This window comes from Pedobacter kyonggii (assembly GCF_004310665.1).
Taxonomy (GTDB): Bacteria; Bacteroidota; Bacteroidia; order Sphingobacteriales; family Sphingobacteriaceae; genus Pedobacter; species Pedobacter kyonggii.
Genome location: NZ_SIXF01000019.1, coordinates 47039 through 70027 on the forward strand (window position 1 = coordinate 47039; position 22989 = coordinate 70027).

At 39.9% G+C, this 22989-nt stretch carries 16 protein-coding genes; 11 read left to right on the forward strand and 5 right to left on the reverse strand.

Annotated features, from left to right (window positions below):
• Positions 1-153 precede the first annotated feature (153 nt).
• The 3 genes from EYS08_RS17480 to EYS08_RS17490 form a co-directional block, all read right to left on the reverse strand.
• Positions 154-1176 carry a FecR family protein gene (locus EYS08_RS17480; protein WP_131031243.1) on the reverse strand — a complete coding sequence of 341 codons (1023 nt, stop codon included), beginning with the start codon at positions 1174-1176 and terminating at the stop codon, positions 154-156.
• 500 nt (positions 1177-1676) lie between these two features.
• Complete coding sequence (locus tag EYS08_RS17485) at positions 1677-2267, reverse strand: RNA polymerase sigma-70 factor (protein WP_131031245.1); 591 nt, start codon at positions 2265-2267, stop codon at positions 1677-1679.
• A 71-nt stretch (positions 2268-2338) separates the two neighbouring features.
• On the reverse strand, positions 2339-3748 hold the full coding sequence (locus tag EYS08_RS17490) for a S41 family peptidase (protein ID WP_131031247.1): 1410 nt from the start codon (positions 3746-3748) through the stop codon (positions 2339-2341).
• 191 nt (positions 3749-3939) lie between these two features.
• On the opposite strand from EYS08_RS17490, the gene EYS08_RS17495 reads away from it, so the two are divergent.
• The 6 genes from EYS08_RS17495 (at position 3940) to EYS08_RS17520 (ending at position 13040) form a co-directional block, all read left to right on the forward strand.
• Positions 3940-4176: a hypothetical protein gene (locus tag EYS08_RS17495; RefSeq protein ID WP_131031248.1), complete on the forward strand. Its 237-nt coding sequence runs from the start codon at positions 3940-3942 to the stop codon at positions 4174-4176.
• A gap of 146 nt (positions 4177-4322) precedes the next feature.
• Positions 4323-4913 (forward strand): RNA polymerase sigma-70 factor, encoded by a 591-nt coding sequence (locus tag EYS08_RS17500; RefSeq protein WP_131031250.1) that lies wholly within the window; start codon positions 4323-4325, stop codon positions 4911-4913.
• 160 nt (positions 4914-5073) lie between these two features.
• Entirely contained in the window at positions 5074-6081 is a 1008-nt protein-coding gene (locus EYS08_RS17505) for a FecR family protein (protein ID WP_131031252.1), read from the forward strand.
• A 184-nt stretch (positions 6082-6265) separates the two neighbouring features.
• Positions 6266-9655, forward strand: coding sequence for a SusC/RagA family TonB-linked outer membrane protein (locus EYS08_RS17510; RefSeq protein WP_244215987.1), 3390 nt, complete (start codon positions 6266-6268; stop codon positions 9653-9655).
• A 17-nt stretch (positions 9656-9672) separates the two neighbouring features.
• Positions 9673-11217 carry a RagB/SusD family nutrient uptake outer membrane protein gene (locus tag EYS08_RS17515; RefSeq protein WP_131031253.1) on the forward strand — a complete coding sequence of 515 codons (1545 nt, stop codon included), beginning with the start codon at positions 9673-9675 and terminating at the stop codon, positions 11215-11217.
• Between the two features lie 50 nt (positions 11218-11267).
• Positions 11268-13040, forward strand: coding sequence for a metallophosphoesterase (locus EYS08_RS17520; protein ID WP_131031255.1), 1773 nt, complete (start codon positions 11268-11270; stop codon positions 13038-13040).
• 83 nt (positions 13041-13123) lie between these two features.
• On the opposite strand, the gene EYS08_RS17525 is transcribed toward EYS08_RS17520, so the two are convergent.
• Positions 13124-13846, reverse strand: a complete 723-nt coding sequence (locus EYS08_RS17525) for a class I SAM-dependent methyltransferase (protein WP_131031257.1) — start codon at positions 13844-13846, stop codon at positions 13124-13126.
• Between the two features lie 91 nt (positions 13847-13937).
• Here EYS08_RS17525 and EYS08_RS17530 point away from each other — a divergent pair, with 91 nt between their 5' ends.
• The 3 genes from EYS08_RS17530 to EYS08_RS17540 all read left to right on the forward strand — a co-directional run bounded on the left by EYS08_RS17530 (position 13938) and on the right by EYS08_RS17540 (position 17657).
• Entirely contained in the window at positions 13938-14825 is an 888-nt protein-coding gene (locus EYS08_RS17530) for a LysR family transcriptional regulator (protein ID WP_131031258.1), read from the forward strand.
• Positions 14826-15190: 365 nt separating this feature from the next.
• Positions 15191-16387 (forward strand): glycoside hydrolase family 88 protein, encoded by a 1197-nt coding sequence (locus tag EYS08_RS17535; protein ID WP_131031260.1) that lies wholly within the window; start codon positions 15191-15193, stop codon positions 16385-16387.
• 10 nt (positions 16388-16397) lie between these two features.
• Positions 16398-17657, forward strand: a complete 1260-nt coding sequence (locus tag EYS08_RS17540) for a DUF2264 domain-containing protein (RefSeq protein WP_131031262.1) — start codon at positions 16398-16400, stop codon at positions 17655-17657.
• A gap of 245 nt (positions 17658-17902) precedes the next feature.
• Here EYS08_RS17540 and EYS08_RS17545 read toward each other — a convergent pair whose 3' ends face one another.
• A complete protein-coding gene (locus EYS08_RS17545) occupies positions 17903-20323 on the reverse strand; it encodes a TonB-dependent receptor (RefSeq protein ID WP_165456495.1) in 2421 nt (806 codons plus the stop codon).
• 363 nt (positions 20324-20686) lie between these two features.
• Here EYS08_RS17545 and EYS08_RS17550 point away from each other — a divergent pair, with 363 nt between their 5' ends.
• Both EYS08_RS17550 and EYS08_RS17555 read left to right on the forward strand, forming a co-directional pair.
• Positions 20687-21592, forward strand: coding sequence for a helix-turn-helix domain-containing protein (locus tag EYS08_RS17550; protein WP_131031264.1), 906 nt, complete (start codon positions 20687-20689; stop codon positions 21590-21592).
• An 81-nt stretch (positions 21593-21673) separates the two neighbouring features.
• Positions 21674-22675 (forward strand): aldo/keto reductase, encoded by a 1002-nt coding sequence (locus EYS08_RS17555; protein ID WP_131031265.1) that lies wholly within the window; start codon positions 21674-21676, stop codon positions 22673-22675.
• Positions 22676-22989: the final 314 nt, after the last annotated feature.

Consider the following 22989-nt stretch of genomic DNA (forward strand, 5'->3'; position numbering starts at 1 on the left):
TTTAATTCTCACGGGTTAAAAACTTTTGTTTAGGAGCTGGATTGTTCGAGCAATCCGGCTCCATGTTTGTGTTAAGAGGTTTAATTTATTTTTCATAGGTGTAAATCCGGTAATGTTGCGCCTGTATATTGCGCCCTTAAATAAGCTAACCTATCATTGGCAGCCCTCCCCCCATACGGTAATTGTTTTAGTGCCTGTATCTATTTTGTATTTCAGGTGTTTTCCACTCATCACATGGAGCTCTTCCATTACATTGCTGATGCTTTTGTTCGAAAAGGTGGCATTAAACCTGCATTGATTAAGTTTATTACTCTTTAGCTCGATGTGCACATTGTAATATCTTTCCAATGATTTGAGCATATTTGGTAGCGTTACATCTTTAAAAGCGAAGCTATTTTTGATCCAGGCATTTACTTCCGTTACCCGTTCGGTGTGTACCGTATAATTCCGTTCCTTTAAATGATATAATATTTTCATGCCAGGAGTAAGCAGTGAAAGTTCTTTTAGTTTGCCCTGGCTGTTCTCCGAAACCTTCACTTTACCAGTGCGCACAGCAACACTAAATGTTCTATCTTTTGGGTACGCATAGATATTGAATGAAGTACCCAAAACCTGTGTCTGCATCTGCCCGCTATGTACAATAAAAGGACTGGTGGTATCGCGTTTTACTTCAAAAAAAGCTTCTCCATCAAGCTGTATTTTTCTTAAACCGCCCTTCACAAAGTGCGATGGCCAGGTAAGTTTACTTCCCGCACCGAGGTAGACAATAGAACTATCAGGTAAAACCAGCTTTACTTTTTCGCCTTTTTGAGTGGTTTTACTTATAAGGGCAATTGTAGTTTGTAAAGGTTGTTGTGTTTTCTTATACGCATACCAACCAAGTGATGCAGAAATGATGACCACAATTGCTGCGGCATATTTTAATAATGGGAAGAGTGATCGGCTTTTTGGTTGGCGTTCCTCAACTTTATTCCATATCTGTGCCAGTCCTTGAACTGCGGCTAAAGAATAATCGGTTTCTCCCCTTTGTTTTGTCCAGGCTTTTTCCATTACATCGTGAAATTCAGAATCGGCGTTTGCCGGGTCGGCCAGGTACTCCATCAGGATTTTTTCTTGTTCCGGATTGGTTTTACCTGCTAAGTAATGTCCAAATAGTATTTTAATGTTTTCTTTCACTTTAATGTTTGTAAGCTTTTATGCTGCGCGCTACTGTATATATGCACGAAACTTTGGATACAGCTATCCAGAAAAATGTTTTTTTTAGAATAAAATGTAAAGTGTTGTTTAATAGGTGATTAGTTTTTGTGGTTGGAGTTAGGATAGATCCTGAAACAAGTTCAGGAGGACGACCGCTTGGGCTGCGCTAGAAAAACCTTAATGTCCTTAACTTCTTATTGATGAAATGATGAATGATGTAAATGGATGATGGAGTAGGGGATTAATAACCAATATTCAATTAGCAATAGCTAATCCTTGATTCGTCACCCTGAATTTATTTCAGGGTCTTACTAGCAGGATAAGTCCTGAAAAAAGCTCAGGAGGACGCGACTCAGGGAGGTGCTAAAAAAATTTAATGCTCTTAACTCTTAATGATGAAATGATATAAGATGAAAAAAGGGAAGATGGATGATGTAAAATGGAACAGGGCATTTATCTTAACGCTCCATGCCTCCCACTTAACAAAACAACACCAATACAAAAGACAGGATCGTTTCTGGAGAATAAGTGCTAAAATATTTCCGCATTATACCTAGTGATTTTTTGAGGTGATTGTTTACCGTGTTTTTCGAGATGCCCATCAGTTGCGATATTTCCTCATGCGTATGGTGGTCATTTCTACTCATCAGGTATATTTTTTTTACCTGTGGAGAAAGACTTTCTATTGCTTCCTGTGCAATCTGTTTAGTTTCTTTCGCATTAAGTTCGTCTTCTATGGCATTAAAAGACTGCTCATACTTAAGGTTCTCGCTACTGTAAGCTTTTTCTCTGGCTTTTTTACGAAGTGTAGCAAGGAAATTGTTGCGGATAAGCGTATAAAGAAAGGCATCAAAATTCTTTTCTGGATCGATCTTCGATCTGTTCTCCCAAAGCCTTACAAAAACATCCTGAGTAAGTTCTTCGGCTTCTTCTTTGCCCCGTGTAAAATGGTAGGCATAACCATATATTTTTTTGCGGTACAGATGGTAAATTTCATTAAAAGCAGCTGAATTGCCAGTTTTCACTGCATTCAGGAGTTTTGCGTTTTTAAAATCTTCCAACTGTTCCATAAGTAGCGGTTATGGGGGCAAGTTAGCGGTCGCGTTTAAAGTTAATGTTAACACAATGAAAACCTTTTCTATCACCTTAACCGGTGAGTGGTTACGATACTCTGTTGAGCAGACTGCGCCCTCGAATCCATTAAAATATGATCAGCACGAAAGCGCTCGGAAAGCACATTATTTATAGCAATCGATGTTTTGATGGTTTTGCCTGTTATCGCAGCGATTGCTGCTTTTAACATGGGATCTGCAGGATCACCCAGTTGAAGCAAGGGCAAAATACTCATTTCATTGATCGCGATATCGGGGTTGATTCCCACACTATACCCACCGCTGCCATTTGCATTAAAAAGTTTATAGACAATCGGATGCATTTCCCAGTTCACCTGTTTCGGAATTCTGGCATCAAATATTCTGAATGATGCTTCATCTTTTCCCCTGGTCTTTTCACCAATTAATATCACCTGAATAAAAGGTTTAAGGTTATTGATCATGACTTCTGATGCAGATGCTGTGGCGGCGGTTGATAAAATATAAACCCGGCTTAGGCCAAGGTTTTGTTGCAAAAGGGTATTAAAATTTATGGTGCCATCGAAAGTAGCTGCAGTACCAATAGATTCTGTTTTGGCACCTCCATTTTTATTGCCTCTGTAGGTAATAAAAGGTTTATCGAACGATACGTTTTTAGCGATCATGGCACATACTCCAGCTGCTTCTGCTACCTGCCCCCCCGCGTTATAACGGAGATCGAGGATCAGTTCGGATATGCCTGCTGCTTTAAAGTTACTAAAAACAGGAGTGAGCGAGCTGGCCAAGCCCCCATTAAAATCCAGAAAATAGAGGTAACCGATTTTTTTTCCGTCGCTTTCAATAACCTTGCTAATCTCCCGTTGATCGAGTATTACACCTTTGCTTAAGTCAACAGTGCGTGTATCTGTCCAGGTATTGTTATTTAGCTCGGCTAAACCTAAAGAAAAGCGGTCGCTGTTTAAGATTTCAGTTTGTAAAGTCTGTGCATTGCTAGAGGTTAAGGTTTTGCCGTTAATTTTACTGATGTAATCTCCACGTTTTAAACCAGCCCTCGATGCCGGAGAATCCTTTAATACAACTTTAATGATCCCGATAACTTTTGCCCTGTTTTGGTCGCTTACCGTTGCATAATCAAAACCAAAATTTTTATTGCTTGGGGTTGCGGTGCTTGGGTCGTTAGGGATACTGATATAGGAAAAACGATCGGATGCATTGCGGATGGAATTAAAAAAATCTTTTGGCGATAAACTGATATTAGGATCGGCAGGCAATTGCTCATTCCAATAATAGTAGTGTTTAAGGCTATCGAGTATCCAGGTGTTGATATTCTCGTTGCTTCCAATTGGATATTCGGGGTTTTTATTGCCCTTTTTGCAGGATGGTAGAATGGCTAAAAATAGAATGACAAGATAAATACTATAATAAGTTGTTCTTTTTAAGTAGGTTATGGGGTTTGTCATCGCCTTTTCGGATTTTAGGAACAAACTTAAAGCTACTATTGTTAACTCGAGATTAATTTTCAAAGTAGATTTATTTATTGCATATCGCCTTAAAAGAAATGGCGTCCTTTGTTAAGCTATTATTACAAGATTGGTTAATATTAACATAACAATAATTAAATGTTAGCTTTGTATAGTGTTAACTTTGCGCTGTGAATTTTCCGCTCTATATCTATTACGAACTGCTGATCCGTTTATCTGAAATTGAATCCGAAATCGGTCATTATGTATCCTCAACCGCAAATGAAGAAGTTTGCATACTGCGTACCACAAACGGTACAGTAAATGTTCCGGTTAACTTTTTAAAGCGACAGTTCGAAGATCCCAATCTGATCAATAAAGACGAATTAATAACATTAAGTAAGGGTTTTAAGCCTAGCTACGAGTAATTCGGCAGGCGGTCAAATAGATCGCTTCTAACCATAAATTCGCCATTGGTTTACATCCGGTTTATTAATGAATACTTAACATGTAATTAATCAAAAAATAAACTCGAGACTCTAGTTTTGCTGAAAATAGAATCATCCATTTTTTTATGGAATATCCCTTACTTTCAGATCGGCAATTACTAGAAGAATGTTCTCGCGACAACCTGAAAGCGTTTAATGTTTTATTTGACAGGTATTTTAACAAGCTTTTTAAATATGCGCTTGGTTATGTAAGCGATGAATGTTTTGCAGAAGAGGCAATGATGGACTTGATGATGTGGTTGTGGGAGAAAAGGCATACACTCGAAGTACAGGGAGAGTTTAAACATTATATTTTTAGGGCGGCGAAAAACGCAACCATTAAAGCGATCAGAAAAAAGGCCATCGAAACGACTTCAATAGAAAGTATAGAAAATCATATCTGCTTTACCGGTAACACCGCCGATTATGCAATTTTAGCAAGCGAACTGGAACAAAACTATCAGAATAAGCTTAATCTTTTAAGTCCTCAGCGCAAAATTGTTTTCCAAATGAGCAGGGAAGAAGAGCTGAGCCATGCCGAAATTGCCAATAACCTCAATATTTCGATCAACACAGTAAAAAACCACCTCAAATTTTCGCTGAACCATTTCCGTAAAAGTTTGCTGAGATATAGAGATGCAGCATTAATTGTTAGCCTTCTACTGCTTTGGCATTAAGCTAATCCCTCCTTTTATCGCTTCTGTTAATCTTTTTTTTGAAATTAATTTGTTTGATTATCAGCTGTTTATGTGTTTTATTGAAAATGCACTAGCCCCTTACAGCTTTTTTTGTCCCTTGTTAGTTGAAGGCGATTAATATGTGCCGAGCCAAACAAATATGCCCGAGTTGGTTGATCAATTACTTCTAGAAAAATTCCTTAAAGGTGAATGTTCTGTGCAAGAAGAGCAAATGGTGCGCTTATTCTTAAAACAGCCAGAATCTGAAATCTTATTAAGCAAAATCCTCTCCTCCAATCAGACCAAAGATTGGGCGCTATTTGAAGCAGAAGATGTTCCGCATATTAAACAACGATATTGGAACAATTCAATCAACCAAAGAATTACGGTCAAACTAGAGGAGCAAGAGTTAAGAGCGAAAAAGCGCTTCAATTTTAAATACGCAGCCATCTGGACCGCGCTGATACTCACTACACTAAGTGTTTACCTGATCATGCATTTTAGTAAACCCGATCAACAGGTACTGGCTTTTATAGAGCGTAGTAATCCAAATGGTCAACGATCTAAAATAATTTTATCCGATAACAGTGTCGTTTACCTTGGTGCCGGCAGTCGCTTAAGGTACCCGGAAACATTTTCGGCAGCTAAAAGAGAAATTAGCCTGTATGGAGAAGCTTTTTTTGAGGTAACTAAGAATCCAAAAAAACCTTTCATTATCCATACCGGAAAGGTTAGCACCAAGGTTCTTGGTACCTCTTTCAAAATAGAGGCATTTAACAATAAAGCCCTAATGGTAGAAGTAGCAACCGGAAAAGTAAGGGTAGACAGAATAAACGGAAACAGCGTTGAATCATTAGCAATCCTTACGCCTGGACAACGGGTGGTTTATTTCCGTGGCAAAGCCAATACCGAAGGTATCGACATTGCTGATGTTACTGGTTTTAAATCATCGCAGCTGGCCTTCCATAATTCAACCCTTTTAGAGATATGTGAAACACTTGAGCGCTGGTATAATGTTAAAATCATTTTCAAAAAACGGCAAAAATCGATGGAACGGATGACACTAACTATGGATGCAACTGTATCGATAAATAAGCTATTAAATGTACTTTCTGCGGCAGGGAAGTTCCATTACCATATAAAAAATAACGAAATAACTATCCGTTAACATTCAAAAAAACAGGAAAGGAAATCAATGGATTAAAAATAACAAACTTCCCCATCCATAGGGCGGGGAAGCAGTCTTTATCGCATTATAATCGCTTGCTTTTCGACGACAGAGCGATTAAATGAAGAAAAAAATCAACAATTATTCCGGTTTATAACCGGGCAAACTATTAATATACAAATTTATGCAAAAAGGATTACATCCTACAATTAAGTTTATGATGAGGTGTTCATTTATGCTTTTAATCGCACAGTTTACCTTTATCGGCGTGCTTTTGGCCGGGAGTGTTCGCAGCCAGAACCTCGATCAGGTAATCAATATTAATTTAGATCATTCGACTGTTAAAGCAAGCTTGCTCAGCATTCAGGAAAAAAGTGGTGTTAAGTTTGTGCTGCCAGAGCGGTTGCTTAGTGGTGTGAAAACCGAAATTACCTTGGGCCAGCAAACTAAAACGGTAAAGTACCTGATTGAAAAAGTACTTGGCGAAACCAATCTCGAATATAAATTAGTAGAGGGTTATGTGGTAATTGCTCAAAAACCAGTTCTTCAGCAACCAGGGATCATTTCTGGTCGTATTGTCGACGAAAAAGGTGGGCCACTACCTGGCGCTACTTTAAAAGTGCTCGAAACCGGACAAACCATTCAAACTGATCCTAATGGTAATTACACCCTTTCGTTAAAACCTGGCAACTATACCATTGAAGCTTCCTATATCTCTTTCCTAACGCAAAGAATGACAGGGGTAACCGTAAAAGAAGGTAAAACTACAGCCTTAAGTTTTTCGATGAAACCTGCGGATAATCAGCTTTCGGAAGTTGTGGTGAGTTATGGAAAACAAAGGTTAAAAGATGTAACCGGATCTATAGCCACTATTGATGCTACTCAACTTCAGGATATGCCTGTTGGTCAGTTCGCCCAGCAGCTTCAAGGAAAAATTGCCGGTGTACAGATAGCGCAAACCAGCGGGCAACCTGGGCGTGGAATGGGATTTATTATCCGCGGTGCGGCTTCATTTTATTCCAGTAACCAGCCTTTATTTGTAATCGATGGTACCCCTATCACCGGAAGTATCAACAACATTAATCCAGCAGAAATTGAAAGCTTTAGCTTTTTAAAAGATGCTTCGGCAACTGCACTTTATGGATCGAGAGCAGCGAATGGTGTGGTGCTAATTACCACCAAACACGCAAAACCAGGCGATTCGAAGATAGATTTTTCTACTTATTACGGTATCCAGAAGATTCCAACTGGGAAATTGCCTAAAATGATGACGGCAAGGGAATTTGCAACATTTATGAAAGAGCGTGGAGAAGACGGGTTAAAATATGAGCCAGGTTATACCATCGCTGCAGATTACCATGCCGCTTATGATAATCCCGAACAATACGGTGAAGGAACCAACTGGTTCGATCTGTTAACCCGTTCGGCACCTATCCAAAGTTACGATCTGACGGTTCAATCGGCACGCGAGCATTCCTCATCAACGGTTATTGCCGGCTACCAGGAACAGCAGGGCGTAGTAATTAATAACGGAACCAAGTTATTTTCCCTAAGATTCAATCAGGATTTTACTTCGGCCAATAATAAACTTAAAGTTGGTTTTAACCTGGCCCCGAGTTATAGAATGGACCATAACAACAGGTTAAGTAGCGACGGCGTTGGTGGTTATTTTGAACGTTTTTTTGAAGCCAGCCCCTTAATTTCACCTTACAATCCGGATGGTACTTATATCAGAAATGTGGCCTCTCCAGGTATGGTTGCTTATATCAATCCACTGGCTACTTATGAGCTTACCAACGATGATTATAATACGACCCGCATTTTAGGTAATGGTTATCTGAATTACGAATTTTTGCCAGGCCTTACTGTAAAAACGAATCTGGGCGTAGATAAAGGGGCCGAGATGCGTAAATATTTCCAGGCAGGATTGGTTACAGGAACACAGGGACAAACCACGGGTACAAGTTCGTCGGTTGATAATGGTTCGTGGACTGCAGAAGGAAACCTTACCTACAACAAAACATTTGCAAAAGATCATAGTATTGATGCACTTTTAGGATACTCAGCGCAACAATTTAGTACCTACAGCAATACCTTAACCGGACTAGGCTTTGCGAGTGATGATATTGAGTATTTAGGTGCGGCTACCAGTGTAACCGGTAGCAGTGGTGCTGGTTCTTACGCTTTGCTTTCGGCAATTGCGAGAATTAATTACGCTTATAAAGGCAGGTATCTTTTATCAGCCGCGGTAAGGCGTGATGGCTCATCTAAATTCGGCATTAACAAACAATGGGGAAGTTTTCCTTCAGTATCTGCCGGATGGATTGTAACTGATGAAGGCTTTATGAAAAACGTAAAAGGTATCGATTTCTTAAAACTCCGTGCAAGTTATGGCATTACCGGAAATAACTTTTTCGCAGGTAACTACGATTCGCAGGCCACCATAGGCACTTATTATTACAACTTCAATAATGTAATTACACAAGGCCAAACCATTAATCGCTTGCCTAACCAGGAGTTGAGGTGGGAGCGCAACAAACAGCTTGATTTAGGTCTTGAAATAGGTATTCTGAACAACAGGATTAATTTTACCTACGACTATTACCGAAAGTTAACTGATGGATTGATTCAACAACGTGCCATACCAACCTCTTCAGGCTTTTCTCAGATTATATTTAATGTGGGCGAACTTAAAATGTGGGGACATGAATTTTCTGTCAGCTCAAAAAACCTCGTAGGTAACTTCAAATGGAATACCAACTTAAGTCTTTCATTCGACCGTAACCTGATTACCAATTTGGTTGATCCTGGTTTTATCAGAAGAAATGTTACTGTAAGTTCAGATTATTTCCGTCAGCAGGTTGGTCATCATTTAGGAGAGTTTTACGGATTTGTTTTCGAAGGTTTATACAAAGATGCTGCAGATCTGGCTAATTCGGCTAAGTATTTAAGTACCCCTGCAAAACCTAACGGCAATTCAGACATCGGCACCATTAAGGTTAAAGATATTAATGGCGATGGCGTAATTGACGATGTGAACGACCGTACTTTTATTGGCGATCCAACACCAACCTTTACCGGTGGTATGGTGAATAATTTTAAATACAAAAATTTCGATCTAACTGTTGATATGACTTTTTCGGTAGGTGGTAAAATTTTAAATGCCGCCAAATGGGCCTATCAAACCAACATGGATGGTTCGAGGGTTTTGCTGGCAGCAGCAGCAGACCGTTGGCGATCGGTAGAAAACCCGGGATCAGGCATTTACCCGAGAACCAAATCTGGAACTACTGGTATTGGCCGTAACGTGAATACACAATGGATTGAGGACGGATCTTATTTGGCTGCCAAAAATATTTCACTGGGTTATACCATACCTGTAAAAAACCTCATGCTGAAAAACCTTCGTGTTTTTGCCTCCGTTCAGCAAGCCTTCGTTATCACCGGTTATTCGGGAATGAACCCCGAAACAAATGTAGGTGGATCAGATCCAACTTTGGGTGTTGGGGTAGATGAAAATGCTTACCCAATTCCAAGAACCTTTTCTTTAGGGATCTCAACCACATTCAGATAAACATTTAAGCTAAAAAAATGAAAAAGATATATATAGCCATTATACTAATAACCATTGGTATCAGTTCATGTAAAAAGGATTTTATTGCACTTAATCCCGAAGATTCTTATACTGATGGAGTGTTCTATAAAACCGAACAGCAATTCCGTTCGGCTGTGGTAGCTGCTTATGCACCTCTAAGAGATGTTTTAATAAACGACTATTTTACCTCAGAAATGCATTCAGATAATACGGTGTACCAGCCCATTCCTGGAAATAGGGGGACGGCCTATGTAGAGCGTGAGAATATTTCAGATTTTACCAACACCTCTACCAATGCTTATGTTTCGGCAACCTGGCAACACAGTTATACCGGTATTTCACGTTGCAATATCATTATCGAAAGATTGAAAACTTCTGATCTTGGCGATGCCGTAAAAGCCAATTTGGATGGACAGGCCAAGTTTTTAAGGGCGCTTAATTATTTCAAACTGGTTCGCCTATATGGTGGGGTACCACTTTCGATAGCCGAAGTTAAAACAGCAGAAGATGCATTTAAACCTAGAGCTACTGGAGTTGAAGTTTATGCTCAGATTGTTGCTGATGCTAAAGATGCTATCAATGAGCTTTCAGTACCAACTAAATTCCCACAAACTGGCGAGGCAACAAAAGGTTCGGCCACGATGTTATTGGCTAATGTATATGCTGTTCAAAAAAAATGGGCAGAGGCCGAAACCCAATTGAATAGTCTGTTAACCATGGGTTACGACCTCAATGCCAATTATGCCGATACCTTTTCACCTACCAATAAAAACGGAAAAGAATCAATCTTCGAAATCCAATATTTAGGTAGTACCATTACAGGTTCTACACCTAATGCACTTTCATTCCACTTTCTGCCCAGAAGTAAGGATACCAGATTGCTCACCGGTATTGCGATCGATAATACAGGTACAGGTGGATGGAATACCCCAAGCAGCGATCTGATTGCTGATTTTGAAGCCAATGATAAACGTCTTGATGCCGCTATTGGTATTGCCGAAGGTACTTACGATGCCAGCAGTTATTTTGTTTACTCGGCAGTTAAAAGTATTGTTAATTATACTCCTGCTGCAGGCAAGATTGGTGTGCCATATATTAAAAAATACCTGCACTCGCCACTTGCAGCAACCACGGGTTCTAGTGATAACTTTCCGATATACCGTTTTTCTGATGCATTATTGTTATTGGCCGAGGCTTTGAACGAGCAAGGAAAATCGGCGCTTGCTTTAGCACCACTAAATAGGGTGAGGAAAAGAGCTGGTTTAACGGATATTGTAAGTGCCGATCAAACGGAGCTTAGAACAATTATTCTACATGAGCGCCGAGTTGAACTGGCTTTCGAAAACAGCAGATGGACAGATTTATTGAGGACTGGAAAAGCAATTAGTGTTATTAATGCATTTGGTGTTAAAATAAGGCAGCAGCTTCCATTTCTTTCCTCAGATGCTTACGTAATCGATAATCACCACTTATTATTTCCAATCCCACAAAACGAAGTTGGGCTAAATCCTAAGATCATCCAAAACCCAGGATACTTTTAAGATTGAAGTATAAGACAAGTAAAAGAAGAATAAAATTTAATTAAGTAAAAATGACCATAAATAAAGCACTGTTAAAGAAAAGCCTTTGCATTTTTTTAAGTGCACAAATGTTATTAACCACAAGTGCAAGCCTTATACCTGCGTTGCAGGGGGAACGTTTAGCAAATGACGAATTTGCGATTGTTGTACTACCCGATACTCAATATTATACTTCAGAGAAGAATGGTGGGAAAAGGGAGATGTTTTCGGCACAGACTGAGTGGATTGCAAAAAATGCAGTAAAAGAAAACATTAAATACGTAATCCATCTTGGTGATATTTCTGATGATGGGGAAAAATTCCCACAACAATGGGTAAACGCTGCCGAGTCGATGTATAAATTGGAAAAACCACAGCCTGGTTATCCACAGGGTATTCCATATGGTATGGCCGTAGGCAACCACGATCAAACCAAAAGCCAATATCCTTTAAGTGGTAAAACCGATCAGTACAATAAATATTTCGGCATAGATCATTTCAAGGATAAAAAATGGTACGGTGGGCATTATCGTGATAACAACGATAGCCATTTCGATCTTTTCGAGGCAGGCGGTTATAAATTCATTACTATATTTTTTGAATATGATTCTTACGATGAGGATATTGAAGGATTAAACAAATGGGCAAGTGGGCTGCTTGAAAAATTTAACGATCGGAAAGCCATCTTAGTGAGCCATTCTATTATTCATTTTAATAAGAAAACCGGTACCAACGAAAAGGGCTTTCCGAAGTTTTCTAAACAGGGGCAGCGGGTTTTTGATCGTTTAAAAAGCTATCCCAATGTATTTTTAACTTTATCAGGTCATGTGGGCGATAATGGTGAAGGCTATCGCCAAGACGGTTATGCTGGCAATGTGATCAAATCATTATTATCAGATTATCAGAGCAGGCCAGATGGCGGGCACGGCTTAATGCGGCTCATGAAATTTTCTAAGTCGAAAGACCTGATCAGTGTACGTACTTTTTCTCCGGTAACAGGTGAAGAAGAGGCCGATGCCGATAGTAAATTCACACTTCCCTGGTTCCACCATACCACAGTGGCCAGGTATCAAGACTATAACAACGATGGTATTAGCGAAATCGCATTTTTTTCTAATGGTACCTGGAAAATATCGGGACAGGCAGATATCACTTTTGGTAAACCAGGCGATGTTGCAGCTCCAGCTGATTATAATGGTGATGGTAAAACGGAGCTAGCGGTTTTCAGGCCATCAGAAGGAAAGTTTTATATCCAGGGTGGGAAAGAGGTTGTCCTTGGTCAGGCAGGCGATATCCCCGTGTGTGGAGATTGGGATGGAGATGGTTTCGCAGAGGTTGCTGTTTATCGTCCTTCCACATTAATATGGTACTTTGATGGACTGGACTGTATAAAATTCGGACATAAAAATGGTGTACCCATTCCTGCAGATTATGATGGTGATGGAATATTGGATGTTGGCATATTCCGTAAAGACAACTCTTTATGGCAAACCAGTCTCGGCAATATCCCTTTGCAGGTTAAACATACACCAGGCGATATTCCGGTGCCTGCCGATTATGATGGCGATGGCAGGGCAGAGATGGCTGTTTTCAGGCCTTCAACAAACGAATGGATTATAGACCGTTTTAAAGAACCAGTAAAATTTGGACAAGAAGGAGATATTCCTGTTCCGGGTAACTATTTATCTGGGGGGAAATCTAGTTTGGCTGTATATAGAAACGGCTTAATTTACCTTCAGAATGGTAAACCTATTGACGCCAAAAACGGAAAAGCCAACGATTTGATTAATAATAAGAACCGTTAATCTCTATTACTACTTCAGCTGTTAAGAGATATATGAATTTTTAAGCTGGAAGAAAAGAGCTGCAGCTAATTGCAGCTCTTTTTTTATTTTATCGCTCCAAAAGCTGCAAAATAAGAGTTCTTATGCAGGATTTCGGTAACGCTGAAACCAACTTTTTGCAATAAAGCCAGTTGATAGTTTAAAGAGCGCGGGGTATCTTCATATTCAATATAATCAAATACCTTTTGCTTATATTCTGCACCACCAAGTGTTTCCAGGTAGGCCCCGTATTGATCTTGGAAAAGATTATCGATCAAAACTGAATCGTGTGCAATGAGATCTGAAATCCAGATACTGCCCCCAGGTTTTAAAGCCCTATAAACCTTAGTAAAAACAAGCTCCCAATCGGCATCGGTGCGCAAATGATGAAATGTTGCAGCAGCAAGTATAATATCGAAATGACTATCGGGTAAATTAAGGTTACGCATATCGTCCTGTATAACCGTTACTGTTCCGGTGGTTTGTGCCGATACCCTATCACTTGCACGCGCTAGCATCGGTAAGCTTAAGTCGTTAAGCGTACAGTTAAGGTTTGGAATTTTACTGAGCATTTTTAACGTGTAATTGCCCGCACCACATCCAATATCCAACAGTTCTTTTGCATTTGGATTAATATATTTGGCCGCTCCGGTGCAAAGCTCCATGGTAAGTGGAGCATCTATAGTGGTTTGTTGTCCACTTTCTAAGTTCGAGAAACGTTCTACATCGTTATCAAACCTGGTTTTAATTTCTTCATTTGTTGCCTTATGCGAATAATCTTTATTCATTGCTTTAATTTTTTTGTAAAGTTAATGCTGTTGATCATATTTGTAAAATATCAATTTTGGCATATATCGATACTTATTAGGTATTATAAATATGGAACTCAGGCATTTGCTGTACTTTAAAACTGTTGCAGAAGAACTTCATTTTACCAAGGCTGCAGCAAAACTTTTCATCTCGCAGCCTCCTTTGAGCAGGCAGATTAGAGAACTGGAAGAAGAACTCGAAGTACAATTGTTTACCAGGAGTAATAAGCGGGTTGCATTAACAAATGCCGGAAAGTATTTTAAGGCTGAAGTAGATGCCATCTTTGCCAAACTGGAAGAGAGTAAAGAAGTGGTTCGTAAAATTTATAAAGGCGTTAGCGGCGAATTAAAGATTGGCTACATCAGTTCGGTTTATCAATCTCACCTGGCAGAAATTTTAAAATTAATGCACCGGGAATTTCCCTATCTGAAAACGAGTTTATTCGAAGTGCCAACACTTGCTCAAATTAAAGAGCTAGAACATGGTGGTTTAGATGTGGGGATTTTAAGAGCACCAGTTTTATCGGAAAAATTGAAAGTAGAGTCTTTGTTCTTTGATCCATTTGTGGTGGTTATTCCTTTAACAGACCAAAAAATTGATACGAAAAACGGACTTGCCGATTTTTTGAAGAAAAGCCCGTTTATATTCTTTAATAAAGATTTTGCGCCTCAATATAACCAGAAACTTATGGAGATTTGCCAGCGGATGGGCTTTAGTCCTGATATTACCCACGAGGCCAACAATGTACACTCTATATTACAATTGGTAGAAGCGGGCCTGGGGGTATCTATTTTGCCATTGTCGTTAAAAAAGCAATATGCACAGTTGAAAGTATCTTTTATTGAATTTGATGCCATTCCGGTTAACACAGAGGTGGTACTGGCTTATAACGAATCGAATAAAAACCCCGCATTAAATTGGTTTATTAAACACTATGCCGAGTTAAAAATCAATTGATTTTCACTAAGATAAGCATAATGAAATCCAGTACCATTAATCAATATGCATTGATTAAAGACCGATGAGATTGAAAGAAAGGCTGTTCTCTGATGGGCGGCATTCCTTTTTACAGATTTCAAAATCCTATAGCCACTCATTGGGCATTATTTTTCAAAAGAAACGATCAACTGGATAAAACACCATCAGTAAAATGGATTGTTTTAAAATTCACCTTAAAAAGATAGTTGATTTCCGATTTTCTACCATATCATTTCCGATTTTCACCTCTTTTGAACTTGTAAAAGCACAAATTTGCCGCAACCAACATCAAAAGCCTATGTTAAGGCTTAACACAAAATGAATTATACAAATTTACCTAACCTATGAAGAAATTATTGTTCGCCTTGAGTTTTTTGGCTACAGCAGTAATTGCTCATGCACAAGAGGCAGCTAATGAAAAAGAAGCAATGAAAAATCTGCTCAACAGGCAATTTGAATTTGCACAGAAACAATATCAGCTATTGGCCAAAAACACACCGGCAGACCGCATGCCGAAAACCTATTATGCAAAAAATAATAAGCTGGAAACGAGCGATACCAAATGGTGGTGCAGTGGTTTTTACCCGGGTTCGCTACTTTATATTTACGAATACACCAAAGATTCTGGCACCTTAAAAGAGGCAGAAAAACGCCTTGCTGTACTAGAAAAGGAGAAACATTATACCGGAAACCATGATTTAGGTTTTATGATGTTCTGTAGTTTCGGCAACGCCTATCGCATTACAGGTAATGCGCGATATAAGCCAACCATCGATACAGCTGCAGCTTCGCTTGCTACGCGCTACCGCCCGGCTGCTAAAGTAATCCAATCGTGGAATAGCAGTAAACAATGGAAAGGCCCTGTTATTATTGATAATATGATGAATCTGGAATTATTGGCATGGGTATCTGATCATGGTGGTGACCCGAAATACAAGAAAATTGCCATCAACCATGCCGATACTTCGCTTAAAAACCATTTCAGATCAAACTATAGTTCCTACCATGTAGTAGATTACGATATGACTACTGGCAAAGTACTTAAAAGGGGTACGGCCCAGGGCGCATTTGACGAATCGGCCTGGAGCCGCGGCCAGGGTTGGGGATTATACGGTTATACCATGATGTACCGTTTTACCAGGAACAAACATTATCTTAATCAGGCAAAAAACATCGCCAGGTTTATTATCAACCACCCAAATATGCCGACCGATCAGATTCCATATTGGGATTTTAACGCACCAAACATTCCAGATACCTATCGCGATGCCTCAGCCGCTGCGGTTATTGCCTCTGGTTTGTTGGAATTAGGACAATATGCAACAAAAAGCGAGCGAAAATTATATGTAGGCGAAGCAAAAAAAATGATTATTTCACTTTCTTCTGATGCGTATACTGCAAAGCTGGGTGAAAACGGTGGTTTTTTACTGATGCACAGTACTGGCGCTTTACCCCTTAAATCAGAAGTCGACGTTCCGCTAAGCTACGCCGATTATTATTATCTCGAGGCGCTAATGCGCTACAAAAACTGGTATTTATAACACACACAAAATGGAAAGAAGAAAATTTATAGGCGCGTTGTCATTAACCGGAGTATTTGGGCTGTTTAATCCTAACGAAATTTTATCCGCAACAAAAATTGATAACAGTACAAACGCTCAACCAAAAAGCGACAGAGAATATTGGTATAAACTCCTGTATAAAATTGCCAGCCCCGTTGTTTCCAATTTAGCCGATGGAACATTGATTAAAAATATGCCAGTGGTTACGGCGCCGAAATTCGATTCCAGAACACCTGCTGTATCGTACTTAGAAGCTGTTGGTCGTACTTATGCCGGAATTGCACCCTGGCTTTCGTTACCTGATGATACCACAACCGAAGGTGTGTTAAGAAACAAATTGAAATTACAGGCCATTCAGGGATTGGATAGCTGTTTTGCGGTAAATAGTCCTGATAAACTAAATTTTACCAAAGATTATCAGCCGATTGTTGATTCAGCCTACCTGGCACAAACCTTTTTAAGGGCCCCTAGAGCCCTATGGGAGCCGTTAAAACCCGAAACAAAACGCGAAATTATTGCTTCGTTTAAATCATTGAGGAACAGAAAACCCTTTAAAAATAACTGGTTGTTATTTGGTTCTATTACCGAAGCCTTTTTATTATCGATTGGTGAACCACACGATGAAAGCCGCTTAAATGAAGGGGTAGATACCTTAAACGCATGGTACAAAGGAGATGGTTGGTACGGTGATGGTGTAAACATGGCTTTTGATTATTACAACTCTTTTGTAATCCACCCGATGATGGTGGATACGCTAGCTGTTATGCTCGATAAAAAGCTAATCAAAAAAGAACGATACGATCTTGCCGTAAAAAGGATGCAGCGTTACGTAGTAGGGCAAGAGCGCATGATTTCTCCCGAAGGAACCTATCCACCAATTGGGCGTTCGATTACTTATAGAACAGGTGCTTTTCAGGCTTTAAGCCAAATTGCCCTCATGCATAAGTTACCGGCTACCATTCAGCCCGCTCAAGTACGTTCTGCCTTAACTAAAGTAAAAAAGAATATGTATGACATACCTGGAACTTTTGATGCAAAAGGATGGTTACAGCTTGGCTTTTGCGGGCACGATCCGGAAATAGCAGATTATTATACCTCAACAGGCAGTTTGTACATGGCTACACTATCGTTTCTTCCTTTGGGTTTACCCGCTACCGACGAATTTTGGGCAGCACCTTCGGCAGAATGGACATCAAAAAAAGCCTGGGCAGCAAAACCGTTCTCCAAAGATTATCATGTAGATTTTTAACCTTGATAACAAAAATCCCTCACTATCGCAAGTCTTAATAGCTAGGGCAGTGTTGTTGGCTGACTTGTGCTTTAAAAATTTCTTAAGAGATTAATATATTGATTTGACTAAAGCACAGTCAGGCCTTTGCTTGTGCCTAAGGCGCTAAGACTTGCGCTAGAATATGAAGAATATAAAATATGGGTACAACAGCAGTTAGCTATTGCACCCATATTTACATAGATTGTTCTCCTAAATTTGAAGGATTAAAATTTGAGTACGATATTTCCAGTGATTTTTGTCGGATTCTGTGATTGAAAACGATACGACCAGTATTTTTCATTGGTCAGGTTATCTACTTTAAGTCCAATCCTAAATCTAGGACGATCATAGAATATAGAGGCATCGAGCACCATATATTCTGGTACAGCGAATTTAAAAGCAGGCGCAGCTGCTGTAGCATTCACATTGGTCTGGTAATACTCGCTACCATAAATTCCACCAAATCCAATTCCGAGGCCTTGCGCATCACCTTTAACAATACGATAACTGATCCAAAAGTTAGCGGTTTTTGGAGATCCTGCCGTTGTTGGACGCAGGCCATTTGTTGCCACACTTCCGTTGGTGATCTTGCTGAAGTTATAGGTATAACCCGCAATAATATTTAGGCCGGCAACTGGGTTGGCAATAAGCTCTCCCTCAAAACCCCGGCTCAATTGTGTACCATCCTGAACATTGAAAGAATTTCCATTTATCAGGTCCGGAATTAAAATATTGGTTACTTTGATATCGTAATAACTCAAGGTCGCATTAATCTTGCTAAAATCTAGTTTAACTCCACCTTCAGCCTGGTTAGCCCAGCTCGGTTTAAAAGTGTTGCCATTAAAATCTGTTCCAGAGTTATTGCTGAAACCATTCTGATAGTTGGCAAAAATAGATACCTTATCCTTTACTGCCTGATAAATCAATCCGAATTTCGGTGAATAGGCAGTCTGGTTGTAATCTCCTGAAAGTATGCCGGTGGCGGGTGTAAAAATCCCTTTATTAAAATACCTGTCTATCCGTAAACCAGCAGTTGCAATGATGCGATCTGTAATATTCAATACGTCCGATACATAGCCACTATAGGTATTTTCTTTGTTTGCCGTAAAATTGTTGAAGGTTGCTGTAGCAAACATTGGGACAATTTTAGCTGCTGTAAAGTTATTATATGGTGCTCCAGGAACAGTCATATTAATATCTGTCATGTTCACTGCAGCATCGTTACGGTTCGCCTTTAAACTATAAAAATCAAAACCTGCTACAATCCTGTTCCTAAGTTTACCTATTTTAAAATCTCCGATAAAGTTCTGTTGGATATCTGTACCGTAATATGGGTATTCCTGAAGGGTTACTTCCTGGCGGACAGTAGTGGCGCTGCGGACCCTTAACTGGGTAACATATCCGTCTGATGAAGACCTTGTTCTTGAAAAGATGGTCTGTGAGGTCCAATGATCTGAGATTTTATATTTCATCTGTGCAAAAATATTGTACTGTTGACTAGTATAGGCCACTGTATTGTTTGCAAAAGAAAGGTTATAGGGGATATTAAGTTCCTTAATGCTTGTTGCAATAGGAACTGGAGATGCATTGGTTGGTGCCAATGGCAACAGGCGCATAGGCGAGGTACCTTTCGAACCACTGATCTCAGCATCAAGCGTCAGGGTTAGTCGCTCATTAACTTTGCATAAAAAGCTTGGTGCGAGTAAATAGCTCTTATTAAAACCTGCATCCTGAAAACTCCGCTCACTGTGTAACGCTGTATTCATACGTATCAGTGCAGTCTTTTCCTCGTTTATTGGAGAATTGATATCTGCAGTCAAACGGTTCAGATCCCAGCTGCCAGCAGAATAGGATACCTCACCTCCAAAACTTTCATAAGGTTTTTTGGTAACACGGTTAAATAGCCCGCCGAAAGATGATATGGTACTTCCAAACAATGTTGCCGATGGGCCTTTTATCACTTCAATACGCTCCAAATTTGCAGGGTCTATTGTAGTGTAGGTAAAACTTCCTACGCCATTTCTCACCACCTGAGGCGTTGGGAAACCTCTTGAAATACTGGTTGTACGGCCTTGATTGCGCACCTCTGCAATTCCTGCTCCAGGTACATTTTTAAATGCACTATTATAGTCCGTAACGATCTGCTCTTTCATCAGCTCCTTACTTACAACGGTATATACCTGAGCATTTTCCATGTTCTTCAAAGGCAGTTTTGCTACGTCGTCACTTTCTTTTTTCGCAAAGCGGTTACCGCCTGTGTGTACAACAACCTCATCGAGTTTCTGTGAAGAATATTCGAGCTGAAGCTCAACCTTCGGACCGGGATTGTCAGCTGATAGTTCCACCATTATAGAAGCCGAATTTGAGCCGATCATTACCGCCTCTATCGTGTATTTCCCAAACGGAATATTTTTAAATTCGAATTCACCACTGGAGTTGGTTACGGTTGTTTTATTTAATGATTTGATTTTTATGGTTACACTCTGTGCAATGTGACCATCATCTGTAACTACTTTGCCACGGATTCTACCTGTATGAGACTCACGTTCCTGTGCCACGCTACCATAAGGGCTGGTGATCAGAACAATTATTGAAAGCAAGGGAATATAGCTCATCCCTGAAATTAACTGTAAAATTTTTTTCATCCTTCACTTATTTAGACTAAATATAAATTAAGTCGCAAAAGAAGGTATTTTTTTATTTCAAAGCAAATACATTATGATGAATAATATGCCTGAGCGCCTTGGCCTGTTGAGTTGAAACAATTTGCTACCAACCATTGTTAAGGGACTGATCGTTAAATACAGACTATTGGAAGATACTTTGGGTTTAGTAAGGGCTTTGGATGATAGATTGGAAAAAACAATCTATTGATCGCTCTTTATCAAAAACAAATTATTAATTAATTCTGGTAAGCAGTTTGTGTTAGGGGCTTCTGGAGTTGACGGTACAGGTTAATCAATTTGGTTTATGCAAGGTATATTGTTTGATTTTTATAAATTTACAGCATGAAACAAGCAGAGACCGTTATCGATTTTTATAACAGACTGCCAAGCCATGCGCCCATAGATGTTCCGCTCGATAATGCTGTTATTGGCCACATAAACGTGTTCACAAGAGATAACTGCGCCGTGGTAAGTCCATACAGTCGCCGCGATTTTTACAAGGTTTCTCTTATTATTGGTAAGGGGAAGATCTATTATGCGGATAAGTGGATACAGATTGATCGACCCGCATTGCTATTTTCAAACCCTATTGTGCCCTATTCCTGGGAAGCAGACTCTGATCAGCAGTCGGGCTGGTATTGTCTTTTTACCGAGGATTTTATTCAGCATAGTGAACGGGTAAATAACCTGCGGGATTCATCATTGTTTAAAGTCGGCTGTAATCCGGTGTTCTTTCCAGATGAAATTCAATTGCGCGAATTTTCGGCTATATTCCAAAAGATGCGGGCAGAGATGTACTCAACTTATCCGCACAAGTACGATGTACTGCGCAGTTATTTGCACCTGTTGATTCATGAGGCGATGAAAAATAATCCCGCCACAAATTTTCATACCTATGCCAATGCCTCTTCAAGGGTTTCTGCCTTATTTCTTGAACTGCTGGAAAGACAGTTTCCGATAGATTCTCCTACGCTTATACTCAAACTGAAAAAACCTGCCGATTATGCTGACGCTTTATCTGTACACATCAATCACCTTAACCGATCTGTAAAAGAGGTTACCGGTAAAACCACAACCGCTCATATCGCTGCCCGGATTGTTAAAGAGGCTAAGGCACTATTGCAGCATACCGACTGGAATATCGGTGATGTTGCCTACAGCCTGGGCTTTGAATACCCTTCATATTTTACACTGTTCTTTAAAAAACACACTGGTTCAGCACCTACTAAACTGAGAGAAACTGTTTGAATATTATAACGATCTGTTTGATGCTTATAAGTGATGGTTTTGCTTTCTTATCTACATTTGAGGAAACAAAATCTTATCAAAATGAAATATAGAAATTTAGGGACAAGCAGCGAGAAACTGTCTGCACTTGGCTTAGGCTGCATGGGCATGAGTTTTGCGTATGGACCTCCAGACGACAAAGAAAGTTTAGCGACTCTTGAAAAAGCACTTGATCTTGGGATCAATTTTTGGGATACGGCCGATATGTATGCAAACGGAGCAAATGAAGCGCTCATTTCGAAGGTACTCGTACCTAACCGTAACAAGGTATTTATTGCAACTAAATTTGGATTCCGTTTTAAAGATGGAATTGCCGGCCCCAGCAGCGCAACGGGAACTTATTTTGATGGTTCTCCCGCCTGGATGAAAGTTGCTGTTGAACAGAGCCTGAAACGATTGAGAATTGATACCATAGACCTCTACTATGCCCATCGGGTTGACCCGAACATTCCGATTGAAGAAACTGTTGGCGCAATGGCCGATTTGGTAAGAGAGGGAAAGGTACGCTATCTTGGACTTAGTGAGGCTTCTGTCACTTCTTTACGCAAAGCACATGCCGAGCACCCGATTGCTGCACTGCAAAGTGAGTATTCGTTACTTACAAGGGATGTGGAAAATGGGATATTGCAGACTACGCGTGAACTAGGCATTTCACTTGTGCCTTATTCTCCACTGGCACGGGGCCTGGTTACCAATGCACTTGATGTAAACACCTTGGCTGATGATGATTTTAGGAGAACCCTGCCACGTTACCAGCAGGAAAATATTACAAATAACAATAGGCTCATAGTTGAATTTGCTGCACTGGCAGGTACCAAAGGTTGCACGCCCGCACAGCTTGCTCTGGCATGGGTGCTGGCGCAAGGCGCGGATATTATCCCGATTCCAGGCACGAAAAAAAGAAAATACCTGGAAGATAATGTAGGTGCGATTGAAGTTGAGCTGACGGGTGATGATCTTACAGCGGTTGATGAATTGATCAAGCGATATCCTATAACTGGTGAGCGTTATAGTGAAGGTGCAATGAAGATGGTTAACCATTAACGCACCTTCAATAACATGCTATATTTGGTGGAGGCATTGGCATGAGCCGAAGCTAAAAGGTAACCAGGAGAAATCGGGGTATATCCCTATAGGGCATTACGCTTTAAGTACCAACTATAAGAAACTTCATTGGAAATCAATCTGAGGAAATTGTTATACAAGTGGGTACATACGGTGGTATGAGCGGGCGACAAAGAAAGATTAATTCAAACTTTGTCGTCTACTTTAATTCTACTATCTACAACATCTTCATCTTTTGGCGATGCAGCTGAATGGCAACAACATCAAGATTCTGACCGTGAGGTGCTTTTTTC